The organism is Mesorhizobium sp. M1322, assembly GCF_040318085.1.
In the GTDB taxonomy this organism is placed as follows: domain Bacteria; phylum Pseudomonadota; class Alphaproteobacteria; order Rhizobiales; family Rhizobiaceae; genus Mesorhizobium.
Genome location: NZ_JAMYLP010000037.1, coordinates 33517 through 53242, shown reverse-complemented (window position 1 = coordinate 53242; position 19726 = coordinate 33517). Strand labels below are relative to the sequence as shown.

Here is a 19726-nt window from a genome sequence, read left to right as displayed (position 1 = left end):
CCCCCCCCCCCCCCCCCGCCCCGCCCCCCCCCCCCGCCCCCCGCCCCCCCCCCCCGCCGCCCCCCCCCCCCCCCCCGCCCCCCCCCCCCCCCCCCCCCCCCCGGCCGCCCGCGCCCCCCCCCCCCCCCCCCCCCACTTGTCCAAGATGAAAAAAACTTTCATACGAGTTGAATTCGACTCATGAAGCTGGTAGCACCTAAATCATACCTCGTCTCGGGAGCCTGACATGTGCGGAATCGTCGGACTGTTTTTGAAGGACAAGACGCTCGAGCCCCAACTTGGCTCAATGCTTTCGGAGATGCTGATCTCGCTCAGCGATCGCGGTCCCGACAGCGCCGGCATCGCCATCTATGGAGCGCCATCCGGCAATGAGGCCAAGATCACCATCCAGTCGGCAAAGCCGGAGCACGATTTCCGCAATCTTGACGCCGATCTCGCCAAAGCGATCGGAGCGCCGGTAAGCATCGCGGTGAAATCGACGCATGCTGTGGTCAGGACCGCGCCTGCCAAGATCGATGAAGCGCGCGAAACCATCCAGGCGCTGCGCCCAGACGTCCGCATCATGGGCGCTGGCGACGTCGTCGAGATCTACAAGGAAGTCGGATTGCCGGAAGCGGTCGTCGATCGCTTCAACGTGCGCAGCATGACCGGCACGCACGGCATCGGGCATACCCGCATGGCGACGGAATCGGCTGTCACAACGATGGGTGCGCATCCGTTCTCGACCGGCGCCGACCAGTGCCTGGTGCATAATGGTTCGCTGTCCAATCACAACAATGTTCGCCGCGAGCTGATCCGCGAAGGCATGAAATTCGAGACCGAGAACGACACGGAAGTCGCGGCCGCCTATCTCTCCTCGCAGATGGCGCATGGCAAGAATCTCGGCGAGGCGCTGGAAGGCACGCTGAGCGACCTCGATGGCTTCTTCACCTTTGTCGTCGGAACCAAGAACGGCTTCGGCGTGGTGCGCGATCCGATCGCCTGCAAGCCCGCCGTCATGGCCGAGACCGATCAGTATGTCGCCTTCGGCTCGGAATATCGCGCGCTCACCAAACTGCCCGGCATAGACAATGCGAGGGTCTGGGAACCCGAGCCCGCAACCGTCTATTTCTGGGAGCATTGAGTTCATGCCGGCAATCAACGTCTCCAAGGCACTCGACCAGAGCCATGCGTCACGGGTCTTCGACTTGGCCGAGATGCCGCTGCGCGAGCTCAACCAGGCGCTTCATAATTTGACCCCCGGTTCGAACGAGACCGCCTGGGAAGTGCTCAACCCGAAAGGCAGCCATTCCGTCGCCGTCGGCGTCGACCAGCCCGTCACGATCGATGTCCGCGGCAGCGTCGGCTATTATTGCGGCGGCATGAACGACGGCAGCACCATTACCGTGCATGGCTCGGCCGGACCCGGGGTTGGCGAAAACATGATGTCGGGCTCGATAACGGTCAAAGGCGATGCCAGCCAGTATGCCGGCGCCACCGGCAGGGGCGGGCTGCTGGTTATCGAGGGCAATGCGTCGTCGCGCTGCGGCATCTCGATGAAGGGCATCGACATCGTCGTCCATGGCAATATCGGCCACATGTCGGCGTTCATGGCGCAGTCCGGCAATCTGGTGGTGCTGGGCGATGCCGGCGACGCGCTCGGCGATTCCATCTATGAGGCGCGGCTGTTCGTGCGCGGCAAGGTCGGCAGCCTCGGCGCCGACTGCATCGCCAAGGAGATGCGGCCCGAGCATCTGGAATTGCTGCAAGGCCTGCTCGACCGCGCCGGGGTGACCGACGTCAAAGCGGGGGAATTCACGCGTTACGGTTCGGCGCGCACACTCTACAATTTCAACATCGACAACGCCGACGCGTATTGAGGCAGCATGACCTATCGCAACCCGCCGACGACGCCGCGCAAATCCGCGACCTTCGACGACTACACACTCTCCGAGATCCGCCGCGCCGCGACGACCGGCATCTATGATATTCGCGGCGCCGGCGCCAAGCGCAAGCTGCCGCATTTCGACGACCTGCTGGTGCTCGGCGCCTCGATCTCGCGCTATCCGCTGGAAGGCTATCGCGAGCGCTGCGACACCAGTGTCGTGCTGGGTTCGCGCTATGCAAAAAAGCCGATCGAACTGAAAATCCCGATCACCATCGCCGGCATGAGTTTCGGGTCGCTGTCCGGCCCGGCCAAGGAAGCGCTCGGCCGCGGCGCGACGCTGTCGGGCACCTCGACGACCACCGGCGACGGCGGCATGACCGAGGAAGAGCGCGGCCATTCCAAGACGCTCGTCTACCAGTATCTGCCATCGCGCTACGGCATGAACCCGCGCGACTTGCGCCGGGCGGATGCGATCGAGATCGTCGTCGGCCAGGGCGCCAAGCCCGGCGGCGGCGGCATGCTGCTTGGCCAGAAGATCTCCGACCGCGTCGCCGAAATGCGCACGCTGCCGAAGGGCATCGACCAGCGCTCGGCCTCGCGCCATCCCGACTGGACCGGGCCCGACGATCTGGAAATCAAGATCCTGGAGCTGCGCGAAATCACCGACTGGGAAAAGCCGATCTACGTCAAGGTCGGCGGCGCGCGGCCCTATTACGACACAGCGCTTGCGGTGAAGGCAGGCGCAGATGTCGTCGTGGTCGACGGCATGCAGGGCGGCACCGCCGCAACCCAGGAAGTGTTCATCGAGAATGTCGGCCAGCCGACGCTTGCCTGCATCAGGCCGGCGGTGCAGGCGCTGCAGGATCTCGGCATGCATCGCAAAGTGCAGCTGATCATCTCCGGCGGCATCCGCAACGGTGCCGATGTCGCCAAGGCGCTGGCGCTCGGCGTCGACGCGGTGTCGATCGGCACGGCCGCACTTGTCGCGCTCGGCGACAACGATCCGCGCTGGGAGGCGGAATACAACGAGCTCGGCACCACCGCCGGCGCCTATGACGACTGGCATGAGGGCCGCGACCCGGCCGGCATCACCACGCAGGATCCCGAACTGATGATGCGGCTCGACCCGATCGCCGCCGGGCGACGGCTGGCCAACTACCTGAAGGTGATGACGCTGGAGGCTCAGACGATCGCGCGCGCCTGCGGCAAGAACAGCCTGCACAATCTCGAGCCCGAAGATCTCGTCGCGCTGACGATCGAAGCCGCCGCCATGGCCGGCGTGCCGCTGGCCGGCACCAACTGGATTCCGGGGAAGAACGGCTTCTGATACCAAACTATCAAATACCAATAAGCGAGGAACTATAATGGGGAACGATCTCGCCGCCTTTGCCAAAGAGAACGGCGTCAAATATTTCATGATTTCCTACACCGACCTGTTCGGTGGGCAGCGCGCCAAGCTGGTGCCGGCGCAAGCCATCGCCGACATGCAGAAGGACGGTGCCGGCTTTGCCGGCTTTGCCACCTGGCTCGACCTGACGCCGGCGCATCCAGACATGCTGGCGGTGCCGGATCCTGGTTCGGTCATCCAGCTGCCGTGGAAACCGGAAGTCGCCTGGATTGCCGCCAATTGCATCATGGACGAGAAATCGGTCGAGCAAGCGCCGCGCAACACGCTGAGGCGGCTGATTGACGAGGCGGCGGGCGACGGTATGCATGTCAAAACCGGCGTCGAGGCCGAGTTCTTCCTGATCTCGCCGGACGGCAAGACGATTTCCGACGAATACGACACGGCCTCAAAGCCCTGCTACGACCAACAGGCGGTGATGCGCCGCTACGATGTCATCGCTGAAATCTGCGACCACATGCTGGCACTCGGCTGGGGGCCCTACCAGAACGATCATGAGGACGCCAACGGCCAGTTCGAGATGAACTGGGCCTTCGACGATGCGCTGGCGACCGCCGACAAGCATTCCTTCTTCAAGTTCATGGTCAAGTCCGTTGCCGAAAAGCACGGCCTGCGCGCCACCTTCATGCCAAAACCGTTCCCCGGCCTGACCGGCAATGGCTGCCATGCCCACATCTCGGTGTGGGACAAGGACGGCAAGACCAATGTCTTTGCAGACAACGCCATGGAGCTCGGCCTGTCGGCGAAGGGCAAGAATTTTCTCGGCGGCATCATGAAACATGCCTCCGCACTTGCCGCGATCACCAACCCGACGGTCAATTCCTACAAGCGCATCAATGCGCCGCGCACCATTTCGGGCGCTACCTGGGCGCCGAACTCGGTGACCTGGACCGGCAACAACCGCACCCACATGGTGCGCGTGCCCGGCCCCGGCCGTTTCGAGCTGCGCCTGCCCGACGGCGCGGCAAACCCTTATCTGCTGCAGGCCGTCATCATCGCCGCCGGCCTCGACGGCATCCGCTCAAAGGCCGATCCGGGCAAGCGCTACGACATCGACATGTACCAGTTCGGCCATACGGTGGAGGGTGCGCCGAAGCTGCCGCTCAACCTGCTCGATGCGCTGCGCGAGTTCGACAACGACAAATCGCTCAAGGCGGCGCTGGGTGAGGAATTCTCGTCGGCTTATCTAAAGCTCAAGCACCAGGAATGGAATTCCTATGCTTCCCACTTCACCCAGTGGGAGCGTGACCACACGCTCGACATCTGATCCGGAATTGTTGCACGCCCGGCGCGAAACAGGTTCATGAAATACTCGATCTTCTCCCTCGCCCGGGCGGCATTTTCCGGCCACAAAAACTGGCAGCGCACTTGGCGCGACGCCAGCCCGAAGGATCACTACGACGTGGTGATCATCGGCGGCGGCGGCCACGGCCTGGCGACGGCATGGTTCCTGGCCAGCGAATACGGCATCAGGAATGTCGCCGTGCTCGAAAAAGGCTGGATCGGCTCCGGCAATGCCGGCCGCAACACCACCATCATCCGCTCCAATTACGGGCTGCCCGGCAATACCGGCTTCTACGAGCTGTCGATGAAGCTGTGGGAGCGCATGGAGCAGGACCTCAACTACAACACGATGGTCAGCCAGCGCGGCGTCATCAACCTCTATCATTCCGACGCGCAGCGCGACGCCTATGCGCGGCGCGGCAACACGATGCGCATCAACGGCATCGATGCCGAATTGCTCGACCTGGCGGCGGTCAAGAAGATGATGCCGTTCCTGAACTTCGACAATGCACGCTTTCCCGTGCAAGGCGGCCTGCTGCAGCGGCGCGGCGGCACGGCGCGCCATGACGCGGTGGTCTGGGGCTACGCCCATGCGGCGAGCGCGCTCGGCGTCGACATCATCCAGAATTGCGAGGTGACAGGCTTCGTGCGCGATGCCAACGGCAAGGTGACCGGGGTCGAGACATCGCGTGGCAAGATCGGCGCTGGCAAGGTCGGCATGGCTGTCGCCGGCAGTTCGTCGCGGGTCGCGGCGATGGCGGGACTGCGCCTGCCGATCGAAAGCCATGTGCTACAGGCCTTCGTCTCCGAGGCGATCAAACCGCTGATCCCCAACGTCATGACCTTCGGCGCCGGCCATTTCTACGTCAGCCAGTCCGACAAGGGCGGGCTGGTCTTCGGCGGCGACATAGACGGCTACAATTCCTATGCCCAGCGCGGCAACATGCCGGTCATGGAAGACGTCTGCGAGGGCGGCATAGCGCTGATGCCGATGATCGGCCGCGTGCGCCTCTTGCGCCAGTGGGGCGGCATCATGGACATGTCGATGGACGGTTCACCGATCATCGACAAGACGCCGGTGGACGGGCTCTATCTCAATGCCGGCTGGTGCTATGGCGGCTTCAAGGCAACGCCCGGCTCCGGCCTTGTCTTTGCCCATCTTCTGGCCCGCGACGAGCCGCACCAAGAGGCTGCTAGGTTCCGCCTCGACCGATTCCGGCGCGGCGCGATGATCGATGAAAAGGGCGTCGGCGCCCAACCGAACCTGCACTGAGGACGGCCCAGAAAACATGCGTATTGCCTGTCCCTTCTGCGGCGAACGTGAACTCGGCGAGTTCACCTGTCTTGGCGACGCCAAGCCGGTGCGTCCGGCGGCTGGCGCCTCGGAAGACGAGGTGTTCGACTACGTCTATCTGCGCGACAACATTGCCGGCGAAATGAGCGAACATTGGTACCATGGTGGCGGCTGCCGGGCCTGGCTGAAGATCACCCGCAACACGCTGACACATGAGATTTCCTCGGTCGAGCCGGCGGCGGGTGTTGGTGCAAGGCAGGCCGCAAGATGAATTCTGTCCAGGGCAGCGCGGCGCTCGTGCATGAGGTTGAAGCGATGGAAGGCCGGCAGCCGTGATCTCCAGCCAGCCCCATCGTCTCGCATCGGGCGGTCTCATCGACCGCTCGGCGCCGCTGAACTTTCGCTTCGACGGCAAAACCTTTGCCGGCTTCCAGGGCGACACGCTTGCCTCGGCACTGATCGCCAATGGCGTCAAGCTGGTCGGCCGCTCGTTCAAATACCATCGGCCGCGTGGCATCCTGACATCAGGCTCGGAAGAACCCAACGCGCTGGTCGAGCTGCGCACGGGCGCGCGCCGCGAGCCCAACACCAAGGCGACCACGGCAGAACTTTATGACGGTCTGGAAGCGGCCAGCCAGAACCGCTGGCCGTCGCTGCGTCACGATCTGATGGCGGTTAACCAACTGTTCGCGCCGATCTTCGTCGCCGGCTTCTACTACAAGACCTTCATGTGGCCGGCAAAATTCTGGGAAGCGGTCTACGAGCCGGCGATCCGCCGCGCCGCCGGTCTCGGCCGCGCAGCTGGCGTTGCCGATCCCGACCGTTACGACAAGGCGTGGGCGTATTGCGACGTGCTGATCGCCGGTTCCGGCCCAGCCGGGCTGGCGGCAGCACTTGCCGCCGGTCGCAGCGGCGCCCGCGTCATCCTGTGCGAGGAAGATTTTGCGCTCGGCGGCCGCCTGCTTGCCGATGGCGGCACGATCGACGGCATGCCGGCGGCCGAATGGATTTCCCGCACCCTGGCCGAACTCGCTACCCTGCCCGATGTCCGCATCATGACCCGCACGACGCTGTTCGGCGTCTATGACGGCGGCACCTATGGCGGGATCGAGCGGGTCAACGACCACCTGCCCTCCCCGCCCGAGCATCAGGCGCGCCAGCGACTCTGGCGGATCGTGGCAAAGCGGTCGATTGTTGCCGCCGGCGCCATCGAACGGCCGATCGTCTTTGTTGGAAACGACACGCCCGGCGTGATGATGGCTTCGGCGATGCGGGCCTATGTCGCGCGCTATGCGGCAACCCCTGCAAAGAGGATCGCGCTGTTCACCAACAATGAGGATGGCTGGCGCACGGTCGAGACGGCGCTTGGCGCCGGATTGCAGATCGCCGCGATCGTCGATGCGCGTCCGGACGTGTCGGCTGCGCATCGCGCGCTTGCTGCCAAGGCCGAGTTTCCGGTGTTGAACGGTTCGGTCGCCGGGGTCGAAGGCGGCAAGGACGGCGTCCGGAAAATCTCGGTATCGCTCACCGGCGGTGCACGCGCCGAGGTCGAAGCCGACGGGCTTGCCGTTTCCGGCGGCTGGAACCCGGCGGTCGGGCTGACGTCCTATCATCGCGGCCGGCCGAAATGGCAGGGCGATATATCGGCCTTCGTGCCGGACGGCGCGCCTGCGGGCATGGAGGCCGCCGGTGCCGCCAACGGCGCTTTTGGGCTCGGCGCCTGCCTGCGCCAAGGATTTACTGCCGGTGCGGCGGCAGCGCAGAGTGCTGGGCGCGGTGGCAATCCCGGCACGCCGCCACTCGCCGACGATGAAGCTTTTTCGCTGACCCCGCTCTGGCATGTCGCCGGCAAAGGCAAAGCCTTTGTCGACTACCAGCATGACGTCACCGCGTCGGACATCGAACTGGCGCAGCGCGAAGGCTTTGAATCGGTCGAGCATCTGAAGCGCTATACGACGCTCGGCATGGCCACCGACCAGGGCAAGACCTCGAACGTCGCCGGCCTCGCCATCATGGCGGCGGTATCTGGCAAATCCATTCCCGAAACCGGCACGACGATCTACCGTCCGCCCTACGTGCCGGTCGCCATCGGCGCCTTCGCCGGCCATCATCGCGATGAGAACTTCCATGGGACAAGACTGACGCCGTCGCATCACTGGGCAGCCGAACAGGGCGCGGTGTTCGTCGACACCGGCCTGTGGAAGCGCGCGCAATGGTATCCGCGCGCCGGCGAGAAGGACTGGCTGGAATCGGTCACCCGCGAGGTCAAGGCGGTGCGCTCTGGCGTCGGCTTCTGCGATGTCTCGACGCTCGGCAAGATCGACGTGCACGGACCGGATGCCGGCGCCTTCCTCGACCGCGTCTACATCAACACCTTCTCCAGTCTTGCTGTGGGGAAAGCTCGCTATGGGCTGATGCTGCGCGAGGACGGCATGGTCTATGACGACGGGACCACGTCGCGGCTGGCCGAGGACCACTATTTCTTGACCACCACCACCGCCAAAGCCGGACCGGTGATGCAGCATCTTGAATTCTGCCGGCAGGTGCTGTTTCCTGAACTCGACGTGCAGCTGACCTCCGTCTCCGACCAGTGGGCGCAATTCTCGGTCGCCGGGCCGAAGACGCGGGAGTTGCTGAAACAGATAGTTGATGAATCCGAAGACCTATCGAACGAAGGTTTTCCGTTCATGGGCGCAAGCGAAGTCACGCTGCGCGGCGGCCTCAAGGCGAGATTGTTCCGCATTTCGTTCTCCGGCGAGATGGCGTTCGAGATTTCCGTTCCGGCCCGCTACGGCGACGCGCTGGTGCGCAATCTGATGCTGGCCGGCAAACAATTCGGCGTAACGCCCTACGGCACTGAGGCGCTCGGCGTCATGCGCATCGAAAAGGGCCATGTCGCCGGGCCGGAACTGAACGGCACGACGACAGCGGCCGATCTCGGCTTGGGCAAGATGATGTCGACCAAGAAGGATTTTGTTGGCCGCGTGATGGCCGGGCGCGAGGCGCTGGCGGCAGCGGATCGGCGGGTCGTGGTCGGCATCAAGCCGACGGACAGAGCGCGCCGCCTGCGCTCCGGCGCGCATGTCATTCCGAAGGGCGAGATACCGGGTTCCGCCAACGACCAGGGCTATGTCACCTCGGTCTGTTTCTCGCCGACGCTTGACCAGTGGATCGGGCTGGCGCTTGTCGAGCGCGGCCGCGAGCGGATCGGCGAGATCGTCCATGCGCATGACCCGCTGCGCGGCGAGGATTACGATGTCGAGCTGTGCAATCCCGTCTTCTACGATCCGGATGGAGGGCGCCAGCGTGGCTGATTTTTCGTGGCTTCCTCGCAGTCCGCTGGAGAACGCGCTTGTTGCAGGCGCCTATGGCGCTCGCGACGTCGCGCCGGGCATTTCGCTTACAGAAGTTCGCAATTTCGACCTGGTCCAGGTCATGGCGCGGCGCGCCAAAGGGGCGGAACTGGCAAACGCCGCCAAGGCCCGTTTCGGCATGGCGGCTCCGGAAGTGCCGAAGGCGGTCAGCGCTTCGGATGTGACCCTCATCTGGTCGGGACCGGATCAGTTCCTCGTCCTCTCGAAGGACGGCAAACACGCGATGGACAGGCTGAGTCAGGCGTTTTCGCAATCCGCCTCGCTGTCCGATCAGTCGCATGCGCGCGCCTGGATCAGCGTCTCGGGAGCCAAGGCGCGCACCATGCTGGCGAAATTGTCGTCGATCGACCTGCACCCGCCGGCATTTCCGATCGGCGCCGCTGCCGCGACATCGATCGACCATACCAGCGTCAATCTCTGGCGTGGCGATGACCGGCTGGATGGGCAGGCTGTGTTCAACCTTTTGGTGTTTGCAACCTTCGCCGAAACGCTGTGGCATACGATGCTCGACGCGGCCGCCGAATACGGCGTCGACATCGGGTTTTTGGAGGAATTGGGGTAGTCTCGATTTTTGCCGGAAGAGGGCCAATTTGATATCTCGGCGCTGCCCCTCATTGCCCTGCCGGGCATTTCTCCCCGTTAACGGGGAGAAAGAAGCTGGCCGCAACGCCGGCGCCTTATTGTGCAACGCTGGTGATTGGCGAAATCGTCGAGGAGAGCGCCCCTCGCCCCGTTTACGGGGAGAGGATGCTGGCAGGCAGGTGAGGGGCGGCGCCGACGGTTGGAAGATAAGCTCGATCGGCCAACTCAAACCCAAGCGATTGCGCCCAGCCCATCCCCTTTGCCTTGCCAAAACTGCAAGCACTGCTATTCTTGCCGCTAAAATAATTTCACGTACAGGCAAACTTGTTTCTCGAAACTGGGGTTGAGATGAGCCAGTCGCCCTACCCCGCCGTCGCCGCCGGACCGCCCCGGCCGAGCCTCATCTTGCGGCCCGGCCAGATCGCGCTGCCGGCTGGCATGGAGCGCTATTTCGTTCACGGCAATGGCGCAGTGCTCATCGACATCGAGGCCGGCGACACGATCAGCGTGCGCAATGTCGAAGGCGGGCAAGCCTGCGAGTTGCTGGCATGGGACAAGACCGGCGCGACCGATGCCGGCATTTTCGGCGAGAAATCGAACAGCAATGCCGCCGGCATCAAGGCGCTGCTGGCCGATGGCGACGACAACCTGGCCGCGCTGCGCCTAGGGCTGGAGCGCCGCCAAGTGCAGCTCGACCAGCCAGCGGCGGTTCGCGTTTTCGGCGGCGCCACCCCTGCCGGCACCGAACAGGGTTTTGCTGTCGCCCGTGACGGCTCGATGCTCATTGCCGCCCCGGGCGGGCCGATGCTGGTCGACGGCCACGACACGGCGACGCCGCTCAGCGTCATCGTCCGCCGCGCCACGATCCGTCCGGCGGCGAAGTCGCAATTGGGCGATCCGCTGGCCGATCCGGTGCTTGATCTGCGCGTCCATTCGGCGACGGCGGAAGCCTATCTCGTTAGGGCAGGCGACTATCTGCAGATCATCGATGTCGACGGGCGCCAATGCACCGACTTCCAGTGTTTTTCGGCACGCAAGCTCGACAAGGGGCGCGACCTTCCGCTCGACGTGACGACGACCCGCACGCTGATGGGCTCGAGCTATCCGATGCCAGGCCTGCACTCGAAATATTACGACCAGGACATGGACCCGCTGGTCGAGGTGGTGCAGGACACTTGCGGCCGGCACGATGCGTTCGCGCTCGCTTGCGCCGCCAAATATTACGACGACATTGGCTATCCCGGTCACCCCAATTGCTCGGAGAATTTCAACCGCGCGCTGTCGGACAAGGGAGTGAACCCCCGCGCCGGCTGGATGGCGATCAATTTCTTCTTCAACACGGCGATCGACGCGCATGGCGTCATGGTTTCCGACGAGCCATGGTCGCGGCCGGGCGACTATGTGCTGCTGCGCGCCTTGACCGACATCGTCTGCGTCTCGTCCGCCTGTCCCGACGATACGACGCCGGCCAATGGCTGGAACCTGACCGACATCCATGTGCGGACCTATTCCGGCCAGCACAAATTCTCGCGAGCGATCGCCAGACGCATGACGCCTGATTCGGAACCGAAAATGACCCGCGAGACCGCTTTTCATTCGAGCTTTGCCAAGCACACCCGCAACTTCGTCGAGTACAGGGGCTATTGGCTGGCCAATTCCTTCGCCAGGCAAGGCCCGATCGACGAGTACTGGGCCTGTCGGCAGGATGCCGTGATCATGGACCTGTCGCCGCTGCGCAAGTTCGAGGTCACCGGTCCGGATTCCGAAGCGCTCCTGCAATACACGCTGACCCGCGACGTCAAGAAGCTCGGCGTCGGCCAGGTCGTCTATTCCGCCATGTGCTACGAGCATGGCGGCATGATCGACGACGGCACGCTGCTCAGGCTCGGCAAGGACAATTTCCGCTGGGTCGGCGGCGACGATCTTTCCGGCGAATGGCTGCGCGAGACGGCAATGAGCCTCGGCCTCAACGTGCTGGTGCGCTCGTCGACCGACCAGATGCACAATGTCGCCGTGCAAGGACCGAAGAGCCGCGACATCCTGAAGGAGGTCATCTGGACCTCGCCGCTGCAGCCGTCGATCGAGGAACTCGAATGGTTCCGTTTCGCCGTCGCCCGCATCGGCGGCGGCAACGGCATTCCCGTCGTCGTTTCGCGCACCGGCTACACCGGCGAACTCGGCTATGAGATCTGGTGCCATCCGCGCGACGCCGAAAAGGTGTTCGACGCCATCTGGGAGGCCGGCCAGCCGCATGGCTTGAAGCCGATGGGACTGCAGGCGCTCGACATGGTTCGCGTCGAGGCCGGGCTGATCTTTGCCGGCTACGAGTTTTCCGACCAGACCGATCCGTTCGAGGCCGGCATCGGCTTCACCGTGCCGCTGAAGACCAAGACCGACGATTTCATCGGGCGCGAGGCGCTGATCCGACGCAAGGAAAACCCGCAGAAGAAACTGGTCGGCCTCGACATCGACGCCAATGTCGCCGTCGGCCACGGCGATTGCGTCCATGTCGGCCGCGCCCAGATCGGCGAAATCACTTCGAGCATGCGCTCGCCGGTGCTGAACAAGACCATCGCGCTGGCCAGGCTCGACGTCAGCCACGCCGCCATCGGCACCGAGGTCGAGATCGGCAAGCTCGACGGCCACAGCAAGCGGCTGCCGGCGCGGGTCGTGGCCTTTGCCCACTACGATCCGCAAAAGACCAAGCCGCGCTCCTGACGATCGTTTCAGGCCCGTCACCGTTCCCGCACGTTTGCGCCGCCCCTCATCTGCCTGCCGGCATCTTCTCCCCGTATAGTGACGGGGAGAAGGACGTTGCCATCGACAGTTTCGCCAATCTTGAGCGTTGCAGAAAAGCACCAAGGCTCTGGCCAGCCCCTTTCTCCCCGTTTACGGGGAGAAATGCCCGGCAGGGCAATGAGGGGCGGCGCGGGCTTTGACAATTGGCGATCCGCGTTACGAAGGCCGACGTGTTTCGCAAGCGTGATGTGCACAGCTTCACAAAACGCTTGACGTGAAAGCGTGACCGATCAATCTTCACTGCCAAGAAAAAAATACTACTGACCGGAAAATGCCTGAGGTCGTTCAACGCGTGCGTCGGTGACGCATCGCGAGGTGTCGGCGTCGCCGATGGGGAACATCAAAATGGGGAATCCACGCATATGACCACGATAGTCTCTGCCCTGGTGCCGCCTGCCGAAGGGCAGCTGCACCGCAATATCGATTGGCGCGGCGCCTTCTGGGTGGCAAGCGGCGTTCCAGCCCTTGTCCTGTTTTCGATCGGCGGCATTGCCGGCACGACCGGCAAGCTGGCTTTCCTGATCTGGACCGTGTCCATGATCATGGGCTTCCTGCAATCCTTCACCTATGCCGAGATAGCCGGTCTGTTTCCGAACAAGTCCGGCGGCGCCTCGATCTATGGCGCCACCGCCTGGCTGCGTTATTCCAAGTTCATTGCGCCGTTGTCGGTGTGGTGCAACTGGTTCGCCTGGTCGCCGGTGCTGTCGCTCGGCTGCTCCATCGCCGCCGCCTACATCCTCAACGCGCTGGCGCCTGTGCCGCTGTTTACCGACACCTCGCCGGAAGTCGTCGCCTATATCGCGGCTAATACTGGGGCGAGTGCCGCCGACGCCATCGCGGCGGTGAGCGCCGCCGCCACACCAGCGATCCGCAACTGGACGCTCTACGGTCACACGCTGGGCCCGGTCTCCTTCACCTTCAACGCCACCTTCTTCATCGGCGCAGTGCTGATGCTGATCATCTTCTCCATCCAGCATCGCGGCATCCTTGGCACCGCCAATGTGCAGAAATATATCGGCCTGTTCGTGATCATTCCGATGCTGATTGTCGGCGTCGTGCCGATCGTCACCGGCCAGATCGACTGGGCGAATTTTTCGCCGCTGGTGCCGCTGGCCGCCGCCTACGCGCCGGAGCCCGGGGCGTGGAACATCGCCGGCTGGACGCTCGTTCTCGGCGGCATGTTCATCGCCGCCTGGTCGACCTACGGTTTCGAGACCGCCGTCTGCTACACGTCGGAGTTCAAGAACCCCGGCACCGACACCTTCAAGGCGATCTTCTATTCCGGCCTGCTGTGCATGCTGCTGTTCATCCTGGTGCCGTTCACTTTCCAGGGCGTGCTCGGCTTGAACGGCATGCTGGCGACCCCGATCGTCGACGGCTCCGGCGTTGCCGATGCCCTGGCCGGCATGGTCGGCGGCGGCCAGCTGATCCATAGCCTGCTGGTGATGCTGATGATCCTGGCACTGGTGCTGTGCATCATGACGGCGATGGCGGGGTCCTCGCGCACGCTCTATCAGGGCTCCGTCGACGGCTGGCTGCCGCGCTATCTCAGCCACGTCAACGAGCATGGCGCCCCGACCCGCGCCATGTGGACCGACCTGATCTTCAATCTGGCCGTGCTGGCCATCGCTTCGGCCGACGCGACCAGCTTCTTCTTCATCCTCGCCGTGTCGAACTGCGGCTACATCATCTTCAACTTCCTCAACCTCAATGCCGGCTGGATCCATCGCATCGACAACGGCCATATCGCGCGGCCGTGGAAGGCACCGAGCTGGCTGCTCGGCCTCGGCGCCATCCTTGCCTATGTCAACATGATCTTCATGGGCGCCGGTGCAAAGGTCTGGAACCCGATGGCACTGTGGGCAGGGCTTATCACGGCTGCCCTCATCATCCCGGTGTTCTGCTTCCGGCATTACATCCAGGACAAGGGCAAATTCCCCGACCACATGCTGGCGGATCTCGGCATGACCTCATCCGATCTCGCCGTCAGAAAGGCGGGCATCCTGCCCTACCTGACGCTGATCGCCGGCGTCGTGGTGATGCTGCTCGCCAACTGGCTGTTCGTCATCTGACCTCCGCCTCAAAGATCGAGCGCGCGATGCGCGCTCGATCCCTTGCACGGTTGTTCTTGCTTTGTGCCGGCAGTTATGCTAGTGACTTAGCTGTAGTGCCGATTGGCACCGATGACCCGCCGCCGAGGCGGGTTTTTTCGTTTCATGCCATATCCCGCGTGAGACTCAGTCGATCTTGATGAACACGCCCTTGGTGTTGAGATACTCGTCGAGGTGCTCGGCGCCGCCCTCGCGGCCGTACCCGCTCATCTTGTAGCCGCCGAAAGGCATGGCCGGATCGATGGCGTGGTAGGTGTTCACCCAGACCGAGCCGGCGCGGATTTTCCTGGAAAGCTGGTGCGCGGTGGCGAGATTTTGGGTGAAGACCCCCGCGGCAAGACCGTAGGGCGTGTTGTTGGCTCGCTCGACCGCCTCGTCGAGCGTATCGAACGGCAATGCCGAGATGACTGGCCCGAAGATTTCCTCGCGCGCGATCCTCATGTCGTCCGAGACGCCGGCAAAAACCGTCGGCGCGACGAAATTGCCGGCGGCCAGCGCACCCCCCATAAGGCGTTCACCGCCAGTGACGAGGGTCGCGCCCTCCGCCATGCCAGCCTCGAGATACGAGGCGACCCGTTGCAGCTGCTTTTCGGAGACGAGCGGGCCGATTTCGGTGGCCGGGTCAATTCCGTCGCCGATCCTGAGACCCTCGGCATAGGCGGCCAGCCGCGCGACGAACTCATCATGGATGGAGCGTTCGACGAACAGGCGCGAGCCGGCGATGCAGATCTGGCCGGAATTGGCGAACACCGACATCGCCGCCACCGGCACCGCTCTGTCGAGATCGGCGTCGGCGCAGACGATGACCGGCGACTTGCCGCCGAGCTCCAGCGAGACGCGCTTGAGGTTGCCGGCCGACGCCCGGACGATCGACTGACCCGTTGCCGTCGAGCCGGTGAAGACGACCTTGTCGACGCCCATATGCTCGGCAAGTGCTGCGCCTGCCTCGGCACCGATGCCGGTCACGATGTTGACGACGCCTGGCGGAACGCCAGCCTCGTTCATGATGTCGGCGATCAGAAGCGGCGTCAGCGGCGCCTCTTCGGAAGGTTTCAGCACCACCGTGCAGCCGGTGGCAAGCGCCGGCCCGATCTTCCAGATCGAAGCGGCCGTCGGTGCGTTCCAGGGGATAATGGCGCCTACGACGCCGACCGGCTCCTTGCGCGTGAAGGAGACGATTTCGCCCGGCAGCGAGTTCTCGACCGTCTCGCCATGCAGGGACGTCGCCATACCGGCGTAATAGCGCAGCATACCGATGACGCGGTTGCGGTTGGCCAGGGTGCGCACGATCGGCATGCCCATGTCGGTCGTGTCCGAGCGACTGATCTCCTCCCAGTGTTTTTCGAAGAGGTCGGCGATCCTGAGGAGCAGCACCTGTCGCTCATAGGGCTTATATCGGCTCCACGGCCCGTCGAAGGTCCTGCGCGCCGCGGCCACCGCCAGCTCGATATCCTGGCGGTCGCCGCGCGGCACGGTGGCAATGACCGCGCCGGTGGCCGGATTGCGGGTCTCCATGGTGCGGCCCGAACGGGCGCCGACCCAGGCGCCATCGACGAACATCTGGCGGTGACGTCCGTCGATCGGCTGGCGCAGCGCCGCCGGTGTCTGAGCTATAGTCATGACGTCCTTCTCCAGCGCTCCTGCCGGTGGGCGGATTTAATCCCTGGACGTCACGTCTACCAACAGCTCTATTCGGCCGCCAGAGCCAGCCGCGGCCTGGCGTCGTTTTCTGCCAGCTCCGGCTCGGCCGCCTGCTCCGCATCCTCGGCCTTCTTGCGCTCCCTGCCGAAGAACAAGGCATAGCCTGCCGGAAGGACGAGGATGGTGAGCACGGTGGCGACGAGGATGCCGCCCATCATGGCATAGGCGAGCGGACCCCAGAAGACGCCGCGCGAAATCGGGATCAGCGCCAGGACCGCCGTCAGCGCCGTCAGCATGATTGGCCGGAACCGGCGGACCGCCGAGCCAATGATGGCCTCCGAGCGCTCCATACCGGCCGCTATATCCTGGTCGATTTGGTCAACTAGAATGATCGAGTTGCGCATGATGATGCCGAGCAGCGCGATCACGCCGAGGATGGCGACGAAGCCGAACGGCGCGCCACTGATCAAAAGCGCCGCAGCAGCGCCGATGATGCCGAGCGGACCGGTCGCCAGCACCAGCATCGCCTTGCCGAAATGCTGCAATTGGATCATCAGCAGCACGACGATGACGGCCAGCATGATTGGAGCTTTCGCAGCAATGGAGGCCTGACTTTCGGCCGAATCCTCGGCGCCGCCCTGGATCTCGATATTGTAGCCGGGCGCCAGACCGTCGCGCAGGCCTTGCATCTCGCTGTACATCTTCATGACGACATCGTTCGACTGCACGCCATCCGGCAGCGTGGCACGCACGCTGATGGTCGGCAGACGGTCGCGCCGCCATTCGACGCCTTGCTCCAGCACCGGAAGGACCTTGGCGACCTGCGACAGCGGCACGAAGCCACCGAAATCCGTCGGGACAGAGACGGAGTCGACCGCCGACAGCAGGTGTCGGCTTGCTTCCGGTTCGCGGGCGACGATCGAAACGGTTTCCTCGCCGTCGCGGAAATCATCGAGCGGCGCCCCCGACATGGTCGCCTGCAGCATCTGGCGGATGCGTTGCGAGGTGACGCCGAGCGCACGGGCGCGATCCTGGTCGATCACCAGCTTCATCTCCGGCACCGGCTCCAGCCAGTCGTCGTGAACGGCGCCGAGCAGCGGATTTTCCTGGAACTTCGCCTTCACCTCATCAGCGATGCGGCGCACCTCCTGGCGGTCCGGGCCCATGACGCGCATCTGCACCGGCCAACCCGTGGGCGGCCCGAGGAACAGGCGATCGACCTTGGCGCGGACCGACGGGAAATCCTCGGCCAAAATGGTGCGCAGCTTGACGATCAGCCGCTCGCGGGCCGGTTCGTCATTGGCCATCACCAGAAGCTGAGCGAAGTTCGGATTGCGAAGCTGCTGGTCGAGCGGCAGAAAGAAGCGCGGCGCGCCCTCGCCGATATAGGTGGCGATGAAGCGCTTGTCCTTGTCGTCCATCATCCTGGTTTCGAGCGCCTTGGCCTGCGTCTCGACTTCCTTGATGCTGGTGCCCTCCGGCAGCCAGAGGTCGACAAGGATTTCCGGACGCGACGACTGCGGGAAGAAGTTCTGCGGGATGAACTGGAACGCCCACAGGCTGGTGGCGAAGGTCACCAGCGTCATGACCAGCACGATGATGCGGTGACGCACGGACCAGCCGACGGTGGCGCGAAGCCGGCGGTAGAAGCGCGTGTCGAAGACATCGTGATGCTTGCCGGCGTGTTCCCGCTGCTTGAGGATCATGTGACCGAGCCACGGCGTGAAGTAGACCGCCACGAACCAGGACACGACCAGCGCGATGCCGACGACGTAGAACAGCGTGCGCACATATTCACCGGCCGTCGAAGCGGCGAAGCCGACCGGAATGAAGCCGGCGGTGGTGATCAGCGTGCCGGACAACATCGGGAAGGCCGTCGAGGTATAGGCGAAGCTCGCCGCCTCGATCTTGACCAGTCCTTCCTCGAGCTTGCGCTCCATCATTTCGACGACGATCATCGCGTCATCGACGAGCAGGCCGAGCGCGATGATCAGCGCGCCGAGCGAAATTCGCTGCAGATCGATGCCGATCTCGTACATGATGGCGAAGGTGGCGGCCAGAACGAGCGGAATGGTGATCGCGATCACCAGGCCCGAACGCCAGCCGATCGTCAGGAACGAGACGACAAGCACGATCAGCAGCGCCTCGCCAAGCGCCTTCATGAACTCGCTCACCGCTTCCCGCACGACTTCCGGCTGGTCGGCGATCTGATCGACCGAAACGCCGTAAGGCAAGGCCTCTTCGAAGCGGTGATAGGTCGCCTCGACCTCCTTGCCGACATCGGTGACGTTGAAGCCCTTGGCCATGACGACACCGACCTGGACACTGTCGTGGCCGTTGAAGCGGTATTTGCGCTGATAGGGATCCTCGAGGCCTGTGGTCACGGTGGCGATGTCACCGAGGCGCGTCACCTGATTGCCGGCGCGCAGGCGAAGTTCACGGATGTCGGCCGCCTCCGTCACGTTGCCTTCGACCGAGATGCGCACCGAACGCTGGCCGGTATCGACCGAGCCTGCCGGATCGACATTGTTCTGGCCCTTGATCGCGTTCTGCAGATCGGTGAGCGTCAGGCCGCGCTCGGCAAGCACCTTGGACGAAACGTCGATGTAGAGTTTTTCCGGCTGGTCGCCGATGATCACGGCCTTTTCGACGCCGGACGTCGTCAGCAGCATGTCACGCGCCTGGATGGCCAGTTTCTTCAGCTCGGGATAGCTGTAGCCGTCGCCGCTGATCGAATGCAGGGTGATGAAAGTGTCGCCGAACTCATCGTTGAAATAGGGCCCGAGCAGCCCCTGAGGCAGCTCGTTGGCGATATCACCGACCTTCTTGCGCACCTGATAGAAGGCGTCCGCGACCTGCTCGGGATTGGTGTCGCCTTCCACCTGCAAGGTGATGATGGCGCTGCCGGCGCGCGTGTAGGAACGGACGAAATCGAGATGCGGCGTTTCCTGCAGCTTGCGCTCGATCTTGTTGACGACCTGGTCCTCCATCTCCTGGATCGAGGCACCCGGCCACACCGCCTGGACGACCATGACGCGGAAGGTGAAATCCGGATCTTCCTTCTGGCCCATGCGCATCAGGCCGAGCGCCCCGGCAACGATGATCAGGCCGAACAGGAACCGCGCGATGCTCGGGTGCCCGATGGCCCAGCGCGAAAGATTGAAGGGCCGCTTTTCATTGGTGTCGGTGGTATCGGTGGTCATAGCGCCAGTCCATTTGTCTGATCGTCAGCGCACGCACATGGCATGCCACAGAACTTCTAATGCTGGCTTCCGGGCGGCGAGGCTTTCCGAGCGGAGAGACACTCATCGCTGTGGGGACGCGAGGATCGATGTGGGGGGTTACATCGACCTGAAGTCTCGACAATCG

Annotated in this window: 13 protein-coding genes; 11 read left to right on the top strand and 2 right to left on the bottom strand. The window is 63.9% G+C overall.

The annotated features are described in order from the left end of the window. From NKH12_RS15910 to NKH12_RS15860, 11 genes are all read left to right on the top strand, one after another. On the top strand, positions 1-184 hold a 184-nt coding region (locus tag NKH12_RS15910), incomplete at its 5' end, for a hypothetical protein (protein ID WP_352954004.1). Positions 185-226: 42 nt separating this feature from the next. Further along, positions 227-1123: a class II glutamine amidotransferase gene (locus tag NKH12_RS15905; RefSeq protein ID WP_352954003.1), complete on the top strand. Its 897-nt coding sequence runs from the start codon at positions 227-229 to the stop codon at positions 1121-1123. Positions 1124-1127: 4 nt separating this feature from the next. Beyond that, a complete protein-coding gene (locus NKH12_RS15900; RefSeq protein ID WP_352954002.1) occupies positions 1128-1859 on the top strand; it encodes a GltB/FmdC/FwdC-like GXGXG domain-containing protein in 732 nt (243 codons plus the stop codon). 6 nt (positions 1860-1865) lie between these two features. Beyond that, positions 1866-3194, top strand: coding sequence for an FMN-binding glutamate synthase family protein (locus NKH12_RS15895; protein ID WP_352954001.1), 1329 nt, complete (start codon positions 1866-1868; stop codon positions 3192-3194). Positions 3195-3231: 37 nt separating this feature from the next. Continuing rightward, complete coding sequence (gene glnT, locus NKH12_RS15890) at positions 3232-4539, top strand: type III glutamate--ammonia ligase (protein ID WP_352954000.1); 1308 nt, start codon at positions 3232-3234, stop codon at positions 4537-4539. A gap of 36 nt (positions 4540-4575) precedes the next feature. Next, on the top strand, positions 4576-5829 hold the full coding sequence (locus NKH12_RS15885) for a sarcosine oxidase subunit beta family protein (protein WP_352953999.1): 1254 nt from the start codon (positions 4576-4578) through the stop codon (positions 5827-5829). Between the two features lie 16 nt (positions 5830-5845). After that, a complete protein-coding gene (locus NKH12_RS15880) occupies positions 5846-6121 on the top strand; it encodes a sarcosine oxidase subunit delta (protein ID WP_352953998.1) in 276 nt (91 codons plus the stop codon). Positions 6122-6185: 64 nt separating this feature from the next. Next, on the top strand, positions 6186-9164 hold the full coding sequence (locus NKH12_RS15875) for a sarcosine oxidase subunit alpha (protein WP_352954006.1): 2979 nt from the start codon (positions 6186-6188) through the stop codon (positions 9162-9164). Beyond that, positions 9157-9786 carry a sarcosine oxidase subunit gamma gene (locus NKH12_RS15870; RefSeq protein WP_352953997.1) on the top strand — a complete coding sequence of 210 codons (630 nt, stop codon included), beginning with the start codon at positions 9157-9159 and terminating at the stop codon, positions 9784-9786. The genes NKH12_RS15875 and NKH12_RS15870 overlap by 8 nt, the downstream gene beginning before the upstream one ends. A gap of 368 nt (positions 9787-10154) precedes the next feature. After that, positions 10155-12524 (top strand): trimethylamine N-oxide demethylase, encoded by a 2370-nt coding sequence (locus NKH12_RS15865; RefSeq protein ID WP_352953996.1) that lies wholly within the window; start codon positions 10155-10157, stop codon positions 12522-12524. A 443-nt stretch (positions 12525-12967) separates the two neighbouring features. Beyond that, a complete protein-coding gene (locus NKH12_RS15860) occupies positions 12968-14677 on the top strand; it encodes a trimethylamine N-oxide permease (RefSeq protein WP_352953995.1) in 1710 nt (569 codons plus the stop codon). A 165-nt stretch (positions 14678-14842) separates the two neighbouring features. On the opposite strand, the gene NKH12_RS15855 is transcribed toward NKH12_RS15860, so the two are convergent. Together NKH12_RS15855 and NKH12_RS15850 are read right to left on the bottom strand one after the other, a co-directional pair. Then, positions 14843-16336, bottom strand: coding sequence for an aldehyde dehydrogenase family protein (locus NKH12_RS15855; protein ID WP_352953994.1), 1494 nt, complete (start codon positions 16334-16336; stop codon positions 14843-14845). Positions 16337-16404: 68 nt separating this feature from the next. Further along, positions 16405-19560: an efflux RND transporter permease subunit gene (locus NKH12_RS15850; protein WP_352953993.1), complete on the bottom strand. Its 3156-nt coding sequence runs from the start codon at positions 19558-19560 to the stop codon at positions 16405-16407. Positions 19561-19726: the final 166 nt, after the last annotated feature.